Below are 19646 nucleotides of genomic sequence, written 5' to 3' on the forward strand. Positions count from 1 at the left end.
GAGGTTGATCAGGGTGTTGATACCGCCGGTGATCGCTCCACCGATGTTGGGCAGGGTGAACGGGGCAGGCTCGGGAGGGTGATCGGCGGCAGGGTGAAGCTGCCGGCCAGGGTTTGACCGAGCTGGATCAAGGTGTTCAGGCCGCCGTTGAAGGCGCCGGTCAGGGTGGCGCCCAGGGCCGGTAGGCCACCGGAGAAGGCGGCGTTGATGGCGGCGTTGAGCCCGTTGAGTCCGGTGGAGATAGCACCGCTTAGCGCCGCGGACAAACCGTTGAGGCTCAGGCTCAGGTTGCCCGACAGTGCTGCGTTGATGGCCAGGCTCAGGTCGGGCAGTCCGGGCAGCGTCGGGAAGGTGAAGGGGGGCAGGGTCGGGAAGGTGAACGGCGGCAACGTCAGTGAGGGCAGTTGCGCTGCCAGGGTGGCGCCCAGGTTGACCAACGTGTTGATGCCGCCGGTGATCGCCCCGCCGATGTTGGGCAGGGTGAACGGCGGCAGGGTCGGCAGCGTGAACGGCGGCAACGTCAACGGCGGCAGGTGCAGACTGCCGGCCAGGGTGATCAGGCTGTTGATCCCGGCGTTGATCGACCCACCAATGACCGCACCAATGTTGGGCAGCGAGGGCAGGGTGAACGGGGGCAGGGTCGGGAAGGTGAACGGCGGCAACGTCAATGACGGTAGTTGGGCTGCCAGGTTGGCGCCGAGGTTGATCAGGGTGTTGATACCGCCGGTGATGGCCCCACCGATGTTGGGCAGGGTGAACGGCGGCAGGGTGAACGGGGGCAGGCTGGGGAAGGTGAACGGCGGCAACGTCAACGACGGCAGCTGCGCTGCCAGGTTGGCGCCCAGGTTGACCAGCCCGCTGATACCGGCGTTGATGGCCCCGCCGATGTTGGGCAGGGTGAACGGCGGCAGGGTGAACGGGGGCAGGCTCGGGAAGGTGAACGGCGGCAACGTCAATGACGGCAGCTGCGCCGCCAGGTTGATCAGGGTGTTGATGCCGCCGGTGATGGCCCCGCCGATGTTGGGCAGGGTGAACGGCGGCAGGGTGAACGGGGCAGGGTCGGGAAGGTGAACGGCGGCAACGTCAATGACGGCAGCTGCGCTGCCAGGTTGACCAGCCCGCTGATACCGGCGTTGATCGCCCCTCCGATGTTGGGCAGGCTGAACGGTGGCAGGGTGAAGGGGGGCAGGGTCGGGAAGGTGAACGGCGGCAACGTCAATGACGGTAGTTGGGCTGCCAGGTTGGTGCCGAGGTTGATCAGGGTGTTGATACCGCCGGTGATCGCTCCACCGATGTTGGGCAGGGTGAACGGCGGCAGGCTCGGGAGGGTGATCGGCGGCAGGGTGAAGCTGCCGGCCAGGGTTTGACCGAGCTGGATCAAGGTGTTCAGGCCGCCGTTGAAGGCGCCGGTCAGGGTGGCGCCCAGGGCCGGTAGGCCACCGGAGAAGGCGGCGTTGATGGCGGCGTTGAGCCCGTTGAGTCCGGTGGAGATAGCACCGCTTAGCGCCGCGGACAAACCGTTGAGGCTCAGGCTCAGGTTGCCCGACAGTGCTGCGTTGATGGCCAGGCTCAGGTCGGGCAGTCCGGGCAGCGTCGGGAAGGTGAAGGGGGGCAGGGTCGGGAAGGTGAACGGCGGCAACGTCAGTGAGGGCAGTTGCGCTGCCAGGGTGGCGCCCAGGTTGACCAACGTGTTGATGCCGCCGGTGATCGCCCCGCCGATGTTGGGCAGGGTGAACGGCGGCAGGGTCGGCAGCGTGAACGGCGGCAACGTCAACGGCGGCAGGTGCAGACTGCCGGCCAGGGTGATCAGGCTGTTGATCCCGGCGTTGATCGACCCACCAATGACCGCACCAATGTTGGGCAGCGAGGGCAGGGTGAACGGGGGCAGGGTCGGGAAGGTGAACGGCGGCAACGTCAATGACGGTAGTTGGGCTGCCAGGTTGGCGCCGAGGTTGATCAGGGTGTTGATACCGCCGGTGATGGCCCCACCGATGTTGGGCAGGGTGAACGGCGGCAGGGTGAACGGGGGCAGGCTGGGGAAGGTGAACGGCGGCAACGTCAACGACGGCAGTTGGGCTGCCAGGTTGGCGCCCAGGTTGACCAGCCCGCTGATACCGGCGTTGATGGCCCCGCCGATGTTGGGCAGGGTGAACGGCGGCAGGGTGAACGGGGGCAGGCTCGGGAAGGTGAACGGCGGCAACGTCAATGACGGCAGCTGCGCTGCCAGGTTGACCAGCCCGCTGATACCGGCATTGATCGCCCCACCAATGTTGGGCAAGGTGAACGGCGGCAGAGTCGGGAAAGTGAAGGGCGGCAGGGCAAATGGCGGCAGCGTGAAGCTGCCGGCCAGGTTGACCAGGCCGTTGATTCCCGCATCGATCGACCCGCTGATGATCGCACCCAGGTTCGGCAACGACGGGAACGTAAACGGCGGCAGCGTCGGGAATGTGAACGGCGGCAAAGTGAAATTGCCGGCCAGGTTGAGCAGTGTGTCCAGGCCACCCTGGAAAGCCCCGGCAATGTTGGCGCCCAGCGTCGGCAGAGCGCCCAGGGCCGCAGAGATGTTGGCAATCAAAAGCCCACCGGTTTGCCCGAGTTCAGCCAGGCTGGGCAGCATCGCATTGAAGTTGGCGGTCAGGCTGGCGGTCAAGGTGGCGCCAAGTGACCCGCTCAGCAGAGCCTCGAGGGCCGCATTGCCTTGCGCGGTCAGGCCGGCGCCGGTGACCGACAGCAGGGCGCCCGCGTTGCCGAGGGCAACCCCGGCATTGGTGATCAACTGCCCCGCCTGAGCCAAACCGGAGCCCAGCCCCGACGTGAGTGCACCGCCGGTCTGCAGCGCAAGTCCCGCTCCCAGGGTGGGCAGTGCGGTGAGTGCACGCAAAGCGGTCGCTGCGTTGAGACCCAATGAGCCTGTGCCGCTGATACTTCCGCCGATGCCGCCCAATCCGAATGCGGCGTTGAGGGCACCGCTGAACTGCGTTGCGAGGTTGCCGACGCCGATCTCGAAGGCGGTAACCAGTTGTCCGAGGTCGAGCAACGCGGACACGTTGAGTGCCTCCGCGGCTGCGTAGGCTGTGGCGCCCCGAGTCAGCAGCGCAACGAAATCTTCGTGATACGCGGTTGCTTGGGCATTGATGGCCTGGTACTCGCTGCCGAACGTGCCGAATAACTTGGCGATTGCCACCGACACCTCGTCTGCGGCGGCGGGTGCTACCTCGGTGGTAGCGCTCAGCGCCGCAGTGCTGATGTCGGCCAGTGTGGTGCGTATACCGGCTAGTTGCTCGGCAGCCGCCTCAACGATTTCAGGCACGATCAAAACAGACATGTCCATCTCCCCAAGATGACCCAAATGAACACGCTCTTGACTCGACGACGCCCGATCGTCAGCGAGGCAACACGTGCCGAATAAGTCCCCATCGTGGGGAGGGCTTAAACCCGATATCTCTAAGAAAATTTTGACGGCAATCTTAGGGTCTGTTCAGCCGGCGCTGTCCTACCTTTAGGCCGAAAACTAGTGCGGCAGAGAGCAACTGCTCCCCGACCTGCGCCGTCAAATACGCGCATTTTTGCGCGCATGTCGGCGTGTCCTGTTGACAGGTCACCAACCTGGGCAGTCTGGTGATCGCCAGACTGGCCGGGTTCTAAACCTGAGAATTAATTTGCATTAATCTGCATAACCATGCAACCATCTGCGGATGGTCGACGGAATCAGTGTGGCGGTCGCCGGCGCCAGCGGCTACGCGGGCGGCGAGATCCTCCGCCTGTTGCTCGGTCATCCGGCTTACGCGGAGGGTCGGCTGACCATAGGTGCGGTGACGGCCGCTGCGAGTGCGGGAACCATACTGGGCGAGCACCACCCGCACTTGGTGCCCCTGGCGCACCGCGTCGTCGAACCCACCGATCTAGCCGTGCTCACCGGCCACGACGTGGTTTTCCTGGCCTTGCCTCATGGGAATTCCGCGGCACTTGCCGCACAGCTCGGGCCGGAAACGCTCGTTATCGACTGCGGCGCAGACTTCCGCCTCACCGACGCTGCGGCCTGGGAGCGCTTCTACGGCATGCCCCACGCCGGAAGCTGGCCCTACGGCCTGCCGGAGTTGCCGGGCGGACGGGACAAGCTGCGCACCGCGCGCCGCATAGCGGTTCCTGGCTGCTATCCGACCGCGGCGCTGCTGGCCCTGCTGCCCGCTGTGGCCGAGGACCTGATCGAGCCCGCGGTCAACGTCGTCGCGGTCAGCGGTACGTCCGGCGCCGGACGTGCGGCCAAAACCGACTTGCTCGGCTCCGAGATCATCGGCTCGGCCCGCGCCTACAACATAGGTGGGGTGCATCGGCACACCCCCGAGATCGCCCAAGGTCTGCGGGCCGTCACCGACCGCGACGTCACGGTGTCCTTCACGCCGGTTCTGATCCCGGCATCGCGCGGCATCCTGGCCACCTGCACCGCGCGCACTCGCGCGTCGATCTCGCAGCTGCGAGCAGCCTACGAAAAAGCGTATGACGCGGAGCCCTTCATCTATTTGATGCCGGACGGGCAGTTGCCGCGCACCGGGTCCGTCATCGGCAGCAACGTGGCGCATATTGCGGTCGCGGTGGACGAGGACGCCGCAACGTTCGTCGCGATCGCCGCGATCGACAACCTGGTCAAGGGCACGGCTGGTGCAGCGGTGCAGTCGATGAACCTCGCACTCGACTGGTCCGAGACGGCAGGGCTATCGGTGGTGGGAGTCGCGCCATGACCGAAATCGTCGACACGACAAGGTTGGTGCGTGCTCAGGGGGTCACTGCGCCGGCGGGGTTTCGCGCCGCAGGTATTGCTGCTGGTATCAAGGCGTCCGGAGCGCCTGATCTGGCTATGGTCTTCAACGAGGGCCCTGATTACGCCGCGGCTGGCGTCTTCACCCGTAATAAAGTCAAGGCCGCGCCGGTGCTGTGGACCCAGCAGGTGCTGAGTACCGGGCGGTTGCGTGCGGTGATCCTCAATTCTGGCGGCGCAAACGCCTGTACTGGACCGGGTGGCTTTCAGGACACCCATGCCACCGCGGAGGCGGTTGCTGCGGCGTTGTCGGACTGGGGAACCGAGACTGGGGCAATCGAAGTTGCCGTTTGCTCCACCGGCTTGATCGGCGACCGGCTGCCAATGGACAAGGTGCTGGCCGGGGTCAGCGATCTCGTGCATGAGATGCACGGGGGTCTCAGCGGCGGCGACGAGGCCGCGCACGCCATCATGACCACCGATACGGTCCCCAAACAGGTTGCGCTGCACCATAAAGACAATTGGACGGTTGGCGGTATGGCCAAAGGTGCCGGGATGCTGGCGCCATCATTGGCCACCATGTTGTGCGTGATCACCACCGATGCCGTCGCTGAACCGTCGGCGCTCGACCAGGCGCTGCGGCGCGCGGCCGCACGCACCTTCGACCGCCTCGACGTCGACGGGAGTTGCTCCACCAACGACACCGTTTTGTTGCTGGCATCGGGGGCCAGTGAAATCGCGCCGAGCCAAACGGATCTCGACGACGCCGTGCTGCGGGTCTGTGACGATCTATGCGCCCAGTTGCAGGCGGACGCCGAAGGTGTCACCAAGCGTGTCACGATAACGGTGAAAGGCGCTGTCACAGAAGATGATGCGCTGATCGCTGCACGCGTCATCGCTCGCGACAGCCTGGTGAAGACCGCACTTTTCGGGTCCGACCCGAACTGGGGCCGGGTGCTCGCGGCTGTCGGAATGGCGCCCGTCGCGATGGAGGTCGACCGAATCACCGTCTCGTTCAACGATTTCGTCGTGTACTCCGACGGAGCCGGGGCCCCTGGTGCACGCGAAGTGGATCTGTCAGGCACTGACATCCACATCGTCGTGGATCTGGCCGTCGGGCAAGGTGCGGCGTCCGTCCGGACCACCGACCTGTCGCACGGTTACGTCGAAGAGAATTCCGCGTACAGCTCATGACCGCGAATACGGATGCGTTGTCCACCCAGGTCAAGGCGCAAGTGCTCGCCGAGGCGCTGCCATGGCTCAAGCAGTTGCACGGCAAGATCGTCGTCGTCAAATATGGTGGCCACGCGATGACCGACGAGTCGCTGCGCCGGGCGTTCGCCGCGGACATGGCGTTTCTGCGCAACTGCGGCATCCATCCGGTTGTCGTGCACGGGGGTGGCCCGCAGATCACCGCCATGTTGCGCCGGCTGGGTATCGAGGGCGACTTCAAGGGCGGATTCCGGGTGACCACGCCCGAAGTGCTCGACGTCGCGCGAATGGTGCTGTTCGGTCAGGTGGGTCGCGAGCTGGTCAACCTCATCAACGCGCACGGACCGTACGCCGTCGGCATCACCGGCGAAGATGCGCAACTTTTCACCGCCGTACGGCGCAGCGTCACCGTCGACGGCGTCGACACCGACATCGGTCTGGTCGGCGATGTCGAGTTGGTGAACACCGCTGCGGTCTTGGATCTCATTGCAGCGCGCCGTATTCCGGTGGTATCGACGCTGGCGCCCGACGTCGACGGCGTAGTGCACAACATCAACGCCGATACCGCAGCAGCGGCGCTGGCGGAAGCCTTGGGCGCCGAGAAGCTGTTGATGCTCACCGATGTCGAAGGCCTCTACACCAGTTGGCCCGACCGCACCTCGCTGGTCAGCGAAATCGATACGGCCACTTTGGCGCAACTGCTGCCCAGACTGGAGACGGGAATGATTCCCAAAGTCGAGGCGTGCCTGCGGGCCGTCACCGCCGGCGTGCCCAGCGCGCACGTCATCGACGGGCGGGTCGAACATTGCGTGCTGGTGGAGCTGTTCACCAATGCCGGGACCGGAACCAAAGTGGTGCCGGTATGACTCACCCCACCAAAACTCAAGAACTGCAGCAGCGTTGGCAGTCGGTGATGATGAACAACTACGGCACGCCGCCGCTGGCCTTGGTCAGCGGCGTCGGAGCCGTCGTGACCGACGCAGACGGCAACACCTACGTCGACCTGCTCGGTGGCATCGCGGTCAATGTGCTCGGTCACCGGCACCCGGCGGTGATCGAGGCCGTCACCCAGCAGATGTCGACGCTGGGCCACACTTCCAACCTGTACGCCACTGAGCCCGGCATCGCCTTGGCCGAGCAACTCGTGGCGCTGCTCGGTGTCGATACTCAAGCGCGCGTCTTTTTCTGCAACTCCGGAACCGAAGCGAACGAGGTGGCTTTCAAGCTGACCCGGCTCACCGGCCGGACAAAAATCGTTGCAGCACAAGAAGCATTCCACGGCCGCACGATGGGTTCACTGGCGCTGACCGGACAGCCGTCCAAACAGGCGCCGTTCGAACCGCTGCCCGGCTACGTAACCCACGTTCGGTACGGCGACGCCTACGCGCTCGACAAGGCAGTCGACGACGAAACAGCCGCGGTGTTTCTGGAGCCGATCATGGGCGAGAGCGGGGTCGTCGTTCCGCCCGAGGGCTACCTCGCCGCGGCCCGCGAAATCACCTCCCGGCACGGTGCTTTGCTGGTTCTGGACGAGGTGCAGACCGGGATGGGGCGCACCGGGACGTTTTACGCGCACCAGCACGACGGAATCACCCCCGACGTGGTGACGCTGGCCAAGGGTCTCGGTGGCGGGTTGCCGATCGGGGCGGCCATCGCGATCGGCCCGGCCGCGGACCTGTTCACCCCCGGCCTGCACGGCAGTACCTTCGGCGGCAACCCGGTGTGCACGGCGGCGGCGTTGGCGGTACTGAAGGTGTTGTCTGACGACGACCTGGTGCGCGGCGCCGACGTCAAGGGCAAATCCCTCAAACACGGCATCGAAGCGCTGGGTCATCCGCTGATCGACTACGTGCGGGGCAGGGGACTGCTGCAGGGCATCGTGCTGACCGCCCCGCGCGCTAAGGACGCCGAGGTGGCCGCCCGGGACGCCGGCTACCTGGTTAATGCGGCCGCGCCCAACGTCATTCGGCTGGCTCCACCGCTGATCGTCGCCGAGTCGCAACTCGACGGCTTCGTCGCGGCGCTACCGGGAATCCTCGATGCGGCGGCGGCCACATGATCAGACACTTCCTGCGCGACGACGACCTCACCCCGGCCGAGCAAGCCGAGGTCCTCGAACTGGCTGCCGCACTCAAGAAGAATCCCTTCAGCCGTCGGCCGCTGGAGGGCCCGAGAGGGGTCGCGGTCATCTTCGACAAGAACTCCACCCGCACCCGGTTTTCCTTCGAGATGGGCATCGCCCAACTCGGCGGCCACGCGGTCGTCGTCGACGGGCGCAGCACCCAGCTCGGCCGTGACGAGACCCTGGAGGACACCGCCAGGGTGCTGTCCCGCTTCGTCGATGCCATCGTGTGGCGCACCTTCGGACAGGACCGTTTGACCGCGATGGCCTCGGCCGGTTCGGTGCCCGTGGTCAACGCCCTCTCCGATGAATTTCATCCCTGCCAGGTGCTGGCCGATCTGCAGACGATCGCTGAACGCAAAGGCACGCTCAAGGGCCTGAAGATGACCTATCTCGGCGACGGCGCCAACAACATGGCCCACTCCCTGATGCTGGGTGGGGTGACCGCGGGAATGCACGTCACTGTTGCTGCGCCAGAGGGCTTTACACCGGATCCGGGTGTGGTGGCAGCGGCCGAGCGGCGTGCCCAGCAGACCGGCGCTTCGGTCGCCCTGACCACCGACCCCGACGCGTCCGCTGCCGGGGCCGACGTGTTGGTCACCGACACCTGGACGTCGATGGGACAGGAGGGCGACGGCCTGGATCGCGTCGAACCGTTCCGGCCGTTCCAGGTCAATCAGCGGCTGCTCAGGCTGGCCGATCCCGAAGTCATTGTGCTGCACTGCCTTCCGGCGCACCGCGGCGACGAAATCACCGACGAGGTGATGGACGGCCCGGCCAGTGCGGTGTGGGACGAGGCCGAGAACCGGCTGCACGCCCAGAAGGCGTTGTTGGTGTGGCTGCTGGAAAGGTCGCGATGACACGCGCCGACGGCGGGGCCAAAGCGGCACCTGAGATCAGCGGCAACCGTGCCGGCCGGCAGGCCCGCATCGTCACGATCCTGTCCACCGCAGCGGTGCGCAGCCAGAGCGAGTTGGCGGCCCGGCTGGCCGCCGACGGCATCGAGGTCACCCAAGCGACGCTGTCGCGTGATCTCGAGGAACTCGGCGCGGTCAAGTTGCGCGGGGCCGACGGCGGAGTCGGCGTCTACGTGGTGCCCGAGGACGGCAGCCCGGTGCGCGGCGTCGCCGGCGGCACCGGCCGGCTGTCCCGGCTGCTGGGCGAATTGCTGGTCTCCACCGACGCCAGCGCAAACCTCGCCGTGCTGCGCACCCCGCCCGGCGGGGCACACTATCTGGCCAGCGCAATCGACCGGGCCGCGTTACCGTACGTCGTCGGCACCATCGCCGGTGATGACACGGTGTTCGTGGCCGCTCGCGAGCCCATGACCGGCGCGGAGCTGGCCACAGCTTTAGAAGACCTGAAGTAGCCCCCAAACCAGCTACCCCGAGCACAAGGAGAACTTTTCATGTCAGAACGCGTCATCCTGGCGTATTCCGGCGGTCTGGACACCTCGGTGGCCATCAGCTGGATCGGCAAGGAGACCGGCCGCGAGGTCGTCGCGGTGGCGATCGACCTCGGTCAGGGCGGCGAGGACATGGAGGTCGTCCGGCAACGGGCGTTGGACTGCGGCGCCGTGGAGGCTGTCGTCGTCGACGCCCGGGACGAGTTCGCCGAAGGCTACTGTCTGCCCACCATCCTCAACAACGCGTTGTACATGGACCGCTACCCGTTGGTGTCGGCGATCAGCCGGCCGCTGATCGTCAAGCATCTGGTGGCCGCCGCCCGCGAGCACGGTGGCAGCATCGTCTCGCACGGCTGCACCGGTAAGGGCAACGACCAGGTTCGCTTCGAGGTCGGATTCGCTTCGCTGGCACCGGATCTCGAGGTGCTGGCGCCGGTCCGCGACTACGCGTGGACGCGGGAGAAGGCCATCGCCTTCGCCGAGGAGAACGGCATCCCGATCAACGTCACCAAGCGTTCGCCGTTCTCCATCGACCAGAACGTGTGGGGTCGCGCGGTGGAGACGGGTTTCCTCGAGCACCTGTGGAACGCCCCCACCAAGGACGTCTACGACTACACCGAGGACCCGACCGTCAACTGGAACACCCCCGACGAGGTGATCGTCGGCTTCGAGAAGGGCGTGCCGGTCGCCATCGACGGCAAGCGGGTGTCGGTGCTGCAGGCCATCACCGAGCTCAATCGCCGGGCCGGCGCGCAGGGCGTCGGGCGACTCGACGTCGTCGAGGACCGGCTGGTGGGTATCAAGAGCCGCGAGATCTACGAAGCGCCCGGCGCGATGGTGCTCATCACCGCGCACACCGAGCTCGAGCATGTCACCCTCGAGCGCGAGTTGGGCCGGTTCAAGCGCCAGACCGATCAGCGCTGGGCGGAGTTGGTGTACGACGGGCTCTGGTACTCGCCGCTGAAAGTCGCCCTGGAGAGCTTCGTCGCCAAGACGCAGGAGCATGTCACCGGCGAGATCCGGCTGGTCCTGCACGGCGGCCACATCGCGGTCAACGGCCGGCGCAGCCCCGAATCGCTGTACGACTTCAACCTGGCGACCTACGACGAGGGCGACACCTTCGACCAGTCGATGTCCAAGGGTTTCGTCTACGTGCACGGGTTGTCGTCGAAGTTGTCGGCCCGCCGGGACCTGCGGTGACTCTCCATCGGTTCGGCCAACCGAAATGAGCACCAACGAAGGGTCGCTGTGGGGCGGCCGGTTCGCCGGCGGTCCCGCCGACGCGCTCGCCGCGCTGAGCAAGTCCACCCACTTCGACTGGGTGCTGGCGCCCTACGACATCACCGCGTCCCGCGCCCACACCGTGGTCCTGTATGCGGCCGGGCTGCTCACCGAGGAGCAGCGCGACGGGTTGCTGGCCGGGCTGGACAGCCTGGCCGAGGACGTCGCCGACGGCAGTTTCGGTCCGCTGGTCACCGACGAGGACGTGCATGCCGCGCTGGAACGCGGGCTGATCGACCGCGTCGGGCCGGAGCTGGGTGGCCGGTTGCGGGCCGGACGCTCCCGCAACGACCAGGTCGCGACCCTGTTCCGGATGTGGCTGCGCGACGCGGTGCGCCGGGTCGCCGACGGCGTATTCGACCTGATCGGCGCGCTGGCCGACCAGGCTGCCGCCCACCCCGACGCGATCATGCCCGGTAAGACGCATCTGCAGTCCGCGCAGCCGATCCTGCTGGCACATCACCTGCTCGCCCATGCCCAGCCGTTGTTGCGGGACGTGGACCGGATCGTCGACTTCGATAAGCGTGCGGCGATCTCCCCGTACGGTTCGGGTGCCCTGGCGGGTTCGTCGTTGGGCCTGGACCCCGACGCGATAGCCGCGAACCTGGGCTTTTCGGCCGCGGCGGACAATTCGGTGGACGCGACCGCGGCCCGTGACTTCGCCGCCGAGGCGGCATTCGTGTTCGCGATGATCGCCGTCGACCTGTCCCGGCTGGCTGAGGACATCATCATCTGGAGTTCGACGGAGTTCGGCTACGTCACCTTGCACGACTCGTGGTCGACCGGCAGCTCGATCATGCCGCAGAAGAAGAACCCTGATATCGCCGAACTGGCCCGCGGCAAGTCCGGCCGCCTGATCGGAAACCTGGCCGGCCTGCTCGCCACGCTGAAGGCCCAGCCCCTGGCCTACAACCGTGACCTGCAGGAAGACAAGGAGCCGGTGTTCGACTCGGTGGCGCAGCTGGAGCTGGTGCTGCCGGCGATGGCGGGGCTGGTGGGCAGCCTGACCTTCCATGTGGAGCGGATGGCGGCGCTGGCGCCGGCCGGCTACACATTAGCCACCGATATCGCCGAATGGCTTGTGCGGCAAGGTGTTCCGTTTCGGTCCGCGCACGAGGCCGCCGGTGCCGCGGTGCGTGCCGCCGAACAGCGCGGCATCGGGCTGCAGGAGCTGACCGACGACGAGCTCGCCGCGATCAGCCCACAGCTCACCCCCGACGTCCGCGACGTGCTGACCATCGAGGGGTCGGTGTTGTCCCGCGATGCCCGGGGCGGAACGGCGCCGAGTCAGGTGGCCCGGCAGCTGGCCACGCTGAGGTCGGCAGCCGATCGATTACGCAGCCAACTGCGGCGCTGAGGCGCGGTCGGCGTCCTTTGCCGGTCAAACTGGAACAATTAAACTTCGACGCTTCAGCGAGTCGGTCGACCGAACCTGGTGAACAATGTGGCCTTGATGTTCGTATCAAAGGGGTGGGACCAATGAGCGTCATCGCCGGCGTCTGCGGAGCCTTGCCGCCGCATCGCTACTCGCAGCGCGAATTGACCGACACCTTCGTCAGCATCCCCGATTTCGAGGGTTACGAGGACATCGTGCGGCAACTGCATGCCAGCGCGAAGGTGAACAGCCGACACCTGGTGCTGCCCCTGGACCGCTACCCGAAACTCAGCGACTTCGGCGAGGCGAACACCATCTTCCTGGAAAAGGCCGTGGATCTGGGCGTGGAGGCCCTGATGGGCGCGCTGGACGAGGCCGGGCTTGGGCCCGAAGACCTCGACGTGCTGATCACCACCACGGTCACCGGCCTCGCGGTGCCATCGCTGGACGCCCGGATCGCCGGGCGGGTCGGCCTGCGCCCCGACGTGCGCCGGGTGCCGTTGTTCGGGCTGGGCTGCGTAGCCGGTGCGGCTGGCGTGGCACGGCTGCATGACTACCTCAAGGGAGCGCCCGACGGCATCGCCGCCCTCGTCTCGGTCGAACTCTGCTCGCTCACCTTCCCGGGTTACAAGCCCTCGGTAGCGGGTCTGGTGGGCAGCGCGCTGTTTGCTGACGGTGCGGCCGCGGTGATTGCGGTGGGGGACAGACGTGCCGAACAGGTCGAGGCGGCTGGCCCGTCGATTCTCGATTCCCGCAGCACCCTGTATCCCGACTCATTGCGCACCATGGGGTACGACGTCGGCTCGGCCGGTTTCGAACTGGTGCTGTCCAAGGACCTGGCTGACGTCGTCGAGCAGCACCTGGGCAACGACGTCACCTCGTTCCTGGCTGCGCACGGGCTGAAGACCACCGATATCGGTGGCTGGGTGACGCACCCGGGCGGGCCGAAGATCATCAACGCCATCACCGAGACCTTGAATCTGCCGCCGGAGGCATTGGAGTTGACGTGGCGCTCGTTGGGCGAGATCGGCAACCTGTCCTCGGCGTCGGTGCTGCACGTGCTGCGTGACACCCTCGCCAAACCACCGCCCAGCGGCAGCCCCGGTCTGATGATCGCGATGGGCCCGGGTTTCTGCTCCGAGCTGGTGCTGTTGCGTTGGCACTGAGGGGCTGACCGCTTCGATGGCTGGCACGGTATGAGCAGCACGCACGACGAACTCGTGTCGGCCCTGCGGCGATCGCTCAAAGAGAATGAGCGACTCAAGCGCGAGAACCGGGACTACCTGGCCCGAGCCACGGAGCCGATCGCGTTGGTGGGCATGGGTTGTCGCTATCCGGGCGGGGTGGACTCACCGGATCTGTTGTGGCGGATGGTGGCCGAGGGCCGTGACGTGGTCACCGATTTTCCCAGCGATCGGGGCTGGGACCTGGCTGGGCTCTTCGATGCCGACCCGGATGCGATCGGCAAGTCCTACACCCGCCACGGCGGGTTTCTCGACGACGTCGCCGGATTCGACGCCGAGTTCTTCGGAATCGCCCCGAGCGAAGCTCTCGCGATGGATCCGCAGCAGCGCCTGCTGCTGGAGGTCTCCTGGGAAGCGTTGGAGCGGGCCGGGATTGACCCCCTGTCGCTGCGGGGTTCGTCGACCGCCGTCTTTGCCGGTGTGTTCCACGGCTCCTACGGAGGCCAGGGGCGGGTGCCAGGGGACCTGGAACGTTACGGGTTGCGCGGTTCGACGCTGAGTGTGGCCTCGGGCCGGGTCGCCTATGTGCTGGGGCTGGAAGGGCCTGCGGTGTCGGTGGACACCGCGTGCTCGTCGTCGCTGGTGGCACTGCACCTGGCGGTGCAGTCGCTGCGTTCCGGGGAGTGCGATCTGGCTTTGGTTGGTGGGGTGACGGTGATGGCTACCCCGGCCATGTTCGTCGAGTTCAGCCGCCAGCGGGCGCTTTCGGCGGATGGCCGGTGCAAGGCCTACGCCGGCGCCGCCGACGGGACCGCATTCGCCGAGGGCGCCGGGGCGCTGGTGGTGGAACGGCTGGCCGACGCGCAGCGGTTGGGGCATCCGGTGTTGGCGGTGGTGCGGGGTTCGGCGGTCAACCAGGACGGTGCGTCCAACGGTCTTGCCACTCCGAACGGCCCTGCCCAGCAACGGGTTATCCGCGCGGCACTGGCCAATGCGCGACTGAGCGTGACAGACGTGGATGTGGTCGAAGGCCACGGGACCGGGACGACGCTCGGGGATCCGATTGAGGCGCAGGCGATCTTGGCAACCTACGGTCAGGGGCGCACCGAGCCGCTCTGGCTGGGCTCGATCAAATCGAACATGGGTCATACCTCGGCCGCGGCAGGCGTGGCCGGGGTCATGAAGATGGCGCTGGCGATGCGGCACGGCGTGCTGCCCAAGACGTTGCACGTGGATGTGCCGACGCCGCACGTGGATTGGTCGGCGGGCGCGGTGTCGTTGCTGACGCGGTCCCTAGTGTGGGCCGAGCCGGGGCGGCCGCGCCGGGCGGCGGTGTCGTCGTTCGGGATCAGCGGCACCAATGCGCACGTGATCCTCGAAGAGTCCCCAACGGTCGAGGTGGACGCCCCGAAACGTGTTGACAAACCCACGATTTGGCCGTTGTCGGCCCGATCCTGCGTGGCGCTGACCAATCAGGCACAGCGGCTGCTGGATTGGGTGGCCGCCGACGACGGCTTGAGCGGACCGAACGTGGGCTGGTCGCTGGCCAGCACGCGGTCCCTGTTCGGGCACCGCGCGGTGGTGGTCGGTGCCGACCGGCGGCGATTGCTGTCCGAGCTGGCTGGACTGGCCTGCGGTGAACCGGGTTCCGGTGCGGTAGTGGGCCAGGCGCACCCGCTCGGCAGGACGGCGTTCGTGTTCCCCGGACAGGGTTCGCAGTGGCCCGGGATGGGTGCTTCGCTGCTGGACAGCGCACCGGTGTTCGCCGAACAGATGCGCCGATGCGAAGAGGCGTTGCGGGCCCATGTCGAGTGGTCGCTGATCGACGTGGTGCGGGGCCAGCCCGGAGCACCCGGCTTGGATCGGGTGGACGTGGTGCAGCCGGTGCTGTGGGCGGTCATGGTGTCACTGGCCGAGATGTGGCGCTCGCTGGGCGTCAAACCCGATGCGGTGATCGGGCATTCGCAGGGCGAGATCGCCGCGGCCTATGTAGCGGGAGCCCTGTCGCTGTCCGACGCGGCCAAAGTGGTGGCGCTGCGCAGCCGACTCTTGGCGCGGTTGTCGGGGCAGGGCGGAATGGCTTCGCTCGCCGTCGGACCGCGAGCAGCCGAGCAGTTGGTGGCTCGGTGGGGCGATCGGTTGAGTATCGCTGCCGTCAACGGTGTTTCGGCGGTCGCCGTGTCCGGCGACGTCGCCGCCGTCGACGAATTGCTGCGGTACTGCGACGCCGACGGTGTCCGCGCCCGCCGGATCGACGTCGACTACGCCTCGCATTCCCGGCAGGTCGAGGCCATCCGTTCGGATCTCACCGAGGCACTCGCCTCGATCGTGCCCCGATCGTCGGCAATCGCGTTCTTCTCCACCGTGACCGGCGGACTCGTCGACACCGCGGGCCTTGACGCCGATTATTGGTACCGAAGCCTCCGCCAGACCGTGTTGTTCGAGGCGGCCGTGGGCGCCGCCGCCGAGGCGGGTTACCAGGTGTTCGTCGAATCCAGTCCGCACCCGGTGCTGGCCGCTGCGGTGGAGGAAACCGTGGTCGCGCACCATCCGTCCGCGCAGCCTGTGGTGATCCCCACCCTGGGTCGTGCAGATGATGGGCTGCAACGGTTTTGGCTCTCGGTGGCGCAGGCACACGTGGCGGGTGTGGCCGTCGACTGGTCGCCGGTTTTCGAGGGCGCCCGCAAGGTGGCGCTGCCGACGTACGGGTTCGCGCGGCGCCGATTCTGGCTTACCGAATCGGCAGGCCGGGACGCCCGCCGGGACGGAATCGTCAGCGCTGAGCACGGACTACTCGGCGCGGTCGTCGAGCGGCCCGACACCGGCGGTGTGGTGTTGACGGGCAGCCTCTCGCTGACCGCGCAGCCGTGGCTGGCCGATCATGCGGTCAACGGCACGGTGCTGTTCCCGGGTGCGGGATTCGTAGAGTTGGCGATCAGGGCCGGCGACCAGGTCGGCTGCCCGGTGGTCGAGGAACTGACCGTGTCGACGCCGCTGAGGCTGCTCGGCGAGACCCGGGTACAGGTCGTGGTCAGCGCCGCGGACAAATCGGGCCGCCACGACTTCGCCGTGTATTCCCTCGGTGAGCAACCGCAACTGCACGCCGAGGGCGTGCTGGCGGCCGGCGGACTGGAACCGCAGGCAGACCTGTCTTCCTGGCCGCCGCCGGACGCGCAGGCGGTCGAGTTGAGCGGTGCGTACGATCGGCTGGCCGCCGGGGGATACGAGTACGGCCCGGCGTTCCGCGGTTTACGCGCGATGTGGCAGTCCGGCGACGACCTCTACGCCGAGGTTGTGCTCGCGGAGGAAACCGGTTTGACTGCAACCGGATTCGGAATTCATCCGGCGCTCCTGGACGCCGCGCTGCACGCGTGGGGAGTCGCCGGAACACACGATGGGACGGTGTTGCCCTTCGCCTGGCAACGCGTGGCGCTGCACGCTGCGGGCGCCACCCGGCTGCGGGTCCGGCTGAGCCGCGCCGGCGGCGGTGCGCTGTCGATGGAACTGGCCGACGCCACCGGCCTGCCGGTCATGACGGTGCGGGAACTCGACTTTCGCCCGGCAGCCGACTCGATATCGGCGGCGGCCGGCAGCGGCCTGGTTGGCGACGCCGGCCTGTTCGAGGTCGGGTGGTCACCCGTCGGTCCGGTGGCCGGCAGCGACACGCCGGTGACGTTGTGGCAGTTGCCTTCCGATGACGGTGACACGTGCCGGGCGGTCAGCTCGGCCACGCACGCGGCGCTGGCGGTGCTGCAGTCGTGGCTGGGCGGTGCGCAGGACGGTGTCCTGGCGGTCGTGACCCGCGGTGCGGTGGCACTGGGTGGCGAGGATGTCACCGATCTGCCCGGCGCGGCCGTATGGGGCCTGGTGCGTTCGGCACAGGCCGAGCATCCGGATCGGGTAGTCCTGTTGGATTCCGACGGGTCCCTCGACATCAGGAGCGTAATCGCCTGTGGTGAGCCGCAATTGGTGATCCGCCGGGGTGCGGCATACCAGCCGCGGCTCAAACCGGCGGAGTCGGAACTGGCTCTGCCCGAAGCGGATTCGGGCTGGCGCTTGGTCGTGGGCGGTGGCGGCACGCTCGAGGACGTGCAGGTGGGTAGCTGCGCCCGTGCCGAGCTGGCTACCGGGCAGCTGCGAGTCGCGGTGGCCGCGGTGGGGGTGAACTTCCGGGATGTGCTGGTGGCGCTGGGCATGTACCCCGGTGGTGGCGAGTTGGGTGTCGAGGGAGCCGGCGTCGTCGTCGAAGTGGGACCGGGTGTCTCGGATCTTGCCGCAGGCGACACGGTACTGGGGTTGTTGGGTGTGGCGGGCCCCGAGGCGGTCGTCGACCGCCGGTTGGTGACCCGCGTCCCGGCGGGTTGGTCGGCTGCGCAGGCCGCCGGATTCCCGGTGGCGTTCCTGACCGCGTGGTACGGGTTGTCGGTGCTTGGCCAGGTGAAAGCGGGCGAGCGGGTGTTGGTGCACGCGGCGACCGGCGGGGTCGGCATGGCCGCGGTGCAGTTGGCACGCCATTGGGGTTGCGAGGTGTTCGCCACCGCCAGCCGCGGTAAATGGGACACGTTGCGCGCGATGGGTTTCGATGACGATCACATCGGCGACTCCCGCAGCCTGGATTTCGAGACCACCTTCCGCGCCGGTGCGGCCGGCGCCGGGGTGGATCTGATCCTGAACTCGCTGGCCGGCGAGTTCATCGACGCATCGCTGCGCCTGCTGGTGCACGGCGGACGATTTATCGAGATGGGCAAGACCGACCTGCGTGACCCGGAGCCCCTGGCGGAGCGCGGCATCCGATACCGGGCGTTCGACCTCATCGAGGCCGGCCCTGACCAGACCGCGCATATGCTGGCCGAATTGATGGCGCTGGTGCAGGTCGGAACCGTGACGCCGTTGCCGGTCAAGACATTTGACCTGCGCGCGGTGCGGCAAGCATATCGCTATGTCAGCCAGGCCCGGCACATCGGCAAAGTGGTCCTGACGTTACCGGCCGCCACCGGCCTCGCCGACGGCACCGTTTTGATCACCGGTGGTACCGGGATGGCCGGCGCCGCGCTGGCCCGCCACCTCGTCACCCGGCACCGAGTTCCTCATCTGCTGCTGGTGAGCCGTTCGGGCGCTCGCGCACCAGGTTTTTCGAAGTTGGTGGAGGAGTTGCACAACGTCGGCGCTCGGGTTTCGGTGGTGGCCGCTGACGTGGCCGATCCCGACTCCGTCGCGGAGTTGCTCGCCACGGTTCCCGAGAGGTTTCCGCTCAAGGCGGTGATCCACGCTGCCGGCGTGCTGGACGACGGACTGATCGGATCATTGACGCCGGACCGGATCGACGCGGTGCTGCGGGCCAAGGTTCACGGCGCATGGAATCTGCATGAGCTGACCCGGGATCTCGGCCTGTCGGCGTTCGTGGTGTTTTCGTCCCTGGCCGGCATCCTCGGCACGCCCGGGCAGGGGAATTACGCGGCGGCCAACAGCTTCTTGGACGCCCTGGTGACCCACCGTCGTTCCCAGGGCCGGCCCGGGCTGTCTCTCGCGTGGGGACTGTGGGAAGAGGCGAGCGCAATGACCCGCCACCTCGGTGACCGCGACAAGGCGCGGATGGGGCGGGCCGGATTGGCCACGCTGGGAACCGAGCAGGCGCTGGCGTTGTTCGACACGGCGCTGGCCACCGATCCCGGCGTCGTGGTGGCTACCCGCCTCGACGCGTCCGCGCTCACTGAAGACGCCCCGCCGCTGCTGCACGACCTGGTCCGCCGCCCGGTGCGCCGTGTCACCGCCGACGCGGAATCCGGCTATGCCAGTACCGGTCTCGCGGCGCGACTGCGGGGTCTCGACGCCGAGCAGCGACACCGCGAACTGGTGGATATGGTGTGCCGCAACGCCGCCACTGTGCTGGGCCGGTCCAGCAGCACCGACATCAGCGCCCAGCGTGCCTTCCAGGACCTCGGTTTCGATTCGCTGACCGCGGTGGAACTGCGCAACCGGCTCAAAACTGCGACCGGCCTGACCCTTTCACCCACCCTGATCTTCGACTATCCCAGTCCCACCGTCCTGGCCGAACACCTTGACATCCGGCTGGCTGCCCCTACCGAGCACGGCGATCCGGTGGCCCGGTTCAATGACATCGCCGCTGAATTGGAGGCTCTGATCAATCGAGCGGACTGGACCCCGGAGCAGCGGGCACAGCTGTCGAACCGACTGCACACCATCCAGGCTGAGCTGGCCGGCGCGAGCGACCTGCTCATCGACGACGACCTCGCCGCGGCCAGCGAAAGCCAGCTGTTCGCCATCCTCGACGAAGAACTGGGCTCCTAGAC

At 67.3% G+C, this 19646-nt stretch carries 12 protein-coding genes; 10 read left to right on the forward strand and 2 right to left on the reverse strand.

Annotated features, from left to right (window positions below; translation table 11 throughout):
* Positions 1 to 8 precede the first annotated feature (8 nt).
* Together MKCMC460_RS14140 and MKCMC460_RS14145 are read right to left on the reverse strand one after the other, a co-directional pair.
* A complete protein-coding gene (locus MKCMC460_RS14140) occupies positions 9 to 956 on the reverse strand; it encodes a hypothetical protein (protein ID WP_236975147.1) in 948 nt (315 codons plus the stop codon).
* Between the two features lie 26 nt (positions 957 to 982).
* Positions 983 to 3325 (reverse strand): PE family protein, encoded by a 2343-nt coding sequence (locus MKCMC460_RS14145; protein WP_238305901.1) that lies wholly within the window; start codon positions 3323 to 3325, stop codon positions 983 to 985.
* A 370-nt stretch (positions 3326 to 3695) separates the two neighbouring features.
* On the opposite strand from MKCMC460_RS14145, the gene argC reads away from it, so the two are divergent.
* From argC to MKCMC460_RS14195, 10 genes are all read left to right on the forward strand, one after another.
* Positions 3696 to 4739 carry an N-acetyl-gamma-glutamyl-phosphate reductase gene (gene argC, locus MKCMC460_RS14150; protein ID WP_236975133.1) on the forward strand — a complete coding sequence of 348 codons (1044 nt, stop codon included), beginning with the start codon at positions 3696 to 3698 and terminating at the stop codon, positions 4737 to 4739.
* A complete protein-coding gene (argJ, locus tag MKCMC460_RS14155) occupies positions 4736 to 5950 on the forward strand; it encodes a bifunctional glutamate N-acetyltransferase/amino-acid acetyltransferase ArgJ (RefSeq protein WP_236975131.1) in 1215 nt (404 codons plus the stop codon). Before argC ends, argJ begins: the two co-directional genes overlap by 4 nt.
* Complete coding sequence (gene argB / locus MKCMC460_RS14160; RefSeq protein ID WP_236975122.1) at positions 5947 to 6834, forward strand: acetylglutamate kinase; 888 nt, start codon at positions 5947 to 5949, stop codon at positions 6832 to 6834. Before argJ ends, argB begins: the two co-directional genes overlap by 4 nt.
* On the forward strand, positions 6831 to 8027 hold the full coding sequence (locus MKCMC460_RS14165) for an acetylornithine transaminase (protein WP_238305902.1): 1197 nt from the start codon (positions 6831 to 6833) through the stop codon (positions 8025 to 8027). Before argB ends, MKCMC460_RS14165 begins: the two co-directional genes overlap by 4 nt.
* Positions 8024 to 8950, forward strand: coding sequence for an ornithine carbamoyltransferase (gene argF / locus MKCMC460_RS14170; protein WP_238305903.1), 927 nt, complete (start codon positions 8024 to 8026; stop codon positions 8948 to 8950). The genes MKCMC460_RS14165 and argF overlap by 4 nt, the downstream gene beginning before the upstream one ends.
* The gene (locus tag MKCMC460_RS14175) at positions 8947 to 9459 is read left to right on the forward strand and encodes an arginine repressor (protein WP_236975120.1); all 513 of its coding nucleotides are present in this window, start codon (positions 8947 to 8949) and stop codon (positions 9457 to 9459) included. Before argF ends, MKCMC460_RS14175 begins: the two co-directional genes overlap by 4 nt.
* 39 nt (positions 9460 to 9498) lie before the next feature.
* The gene (locus MKCMC460_RS14180) at positions 9499 to 10695 is read left to right on the forward strand and encodes an argininosuccinate synthase (protein ID WP_238305904.1); all 1197 of its coding nucleotides are present in this window, start codon (positions 9499 to 9501) and stop codon (positions 10693 to 10695) included.
* Between the two features lie 25 nt (positions 10696 to 10720).
* Positions 10721 to 12133, forward strand: coding sequence for an argininosuccinate lyase (argH, locus tag MKCMC460_RS14185; protein ID WP_238305905.1), 1413 nt, complete (start codon positions 10721 to 10723; stop codon positions 12131 to 12133).
* Positions 12134 to 12255: 122 nt separating this feature from the next.
* Positions 12256 to 13317, forward strand: a complete 1062-nt coding sequence (locus MKCMC460_RS14190; protein ID WP_236975116.1) for a type III polyketide synthase — start codon at positions 12256 to 12258, stop codon at positions 13315 to 13317.
* 30 nt (positions 13318 to 13347) lie between these two features.
* On the forward strand, positions 13348 to 19644 hold the full coding sequence (locus tag MKCMC460_RS14195) for a type I polyketide synthase (RefSeq protein WP_238305906.1): 6297 nt from the start codon (positions 13348 to 13350) through the stop codon (positions 19642 to 19644).
* Positions 19645 to 19646 lie beyond the last annotated feature (2 nt).

Source organism: Mycobacterium sp. 20KCMC460, assembly GCF_022179425.1.
Lineage (GTDB): Bacteria > Actinomycetota > Actinomycetes > Mycobacteriales > Mycobacteriaceae > Mycobacterium > Mycobacterium kiyosense.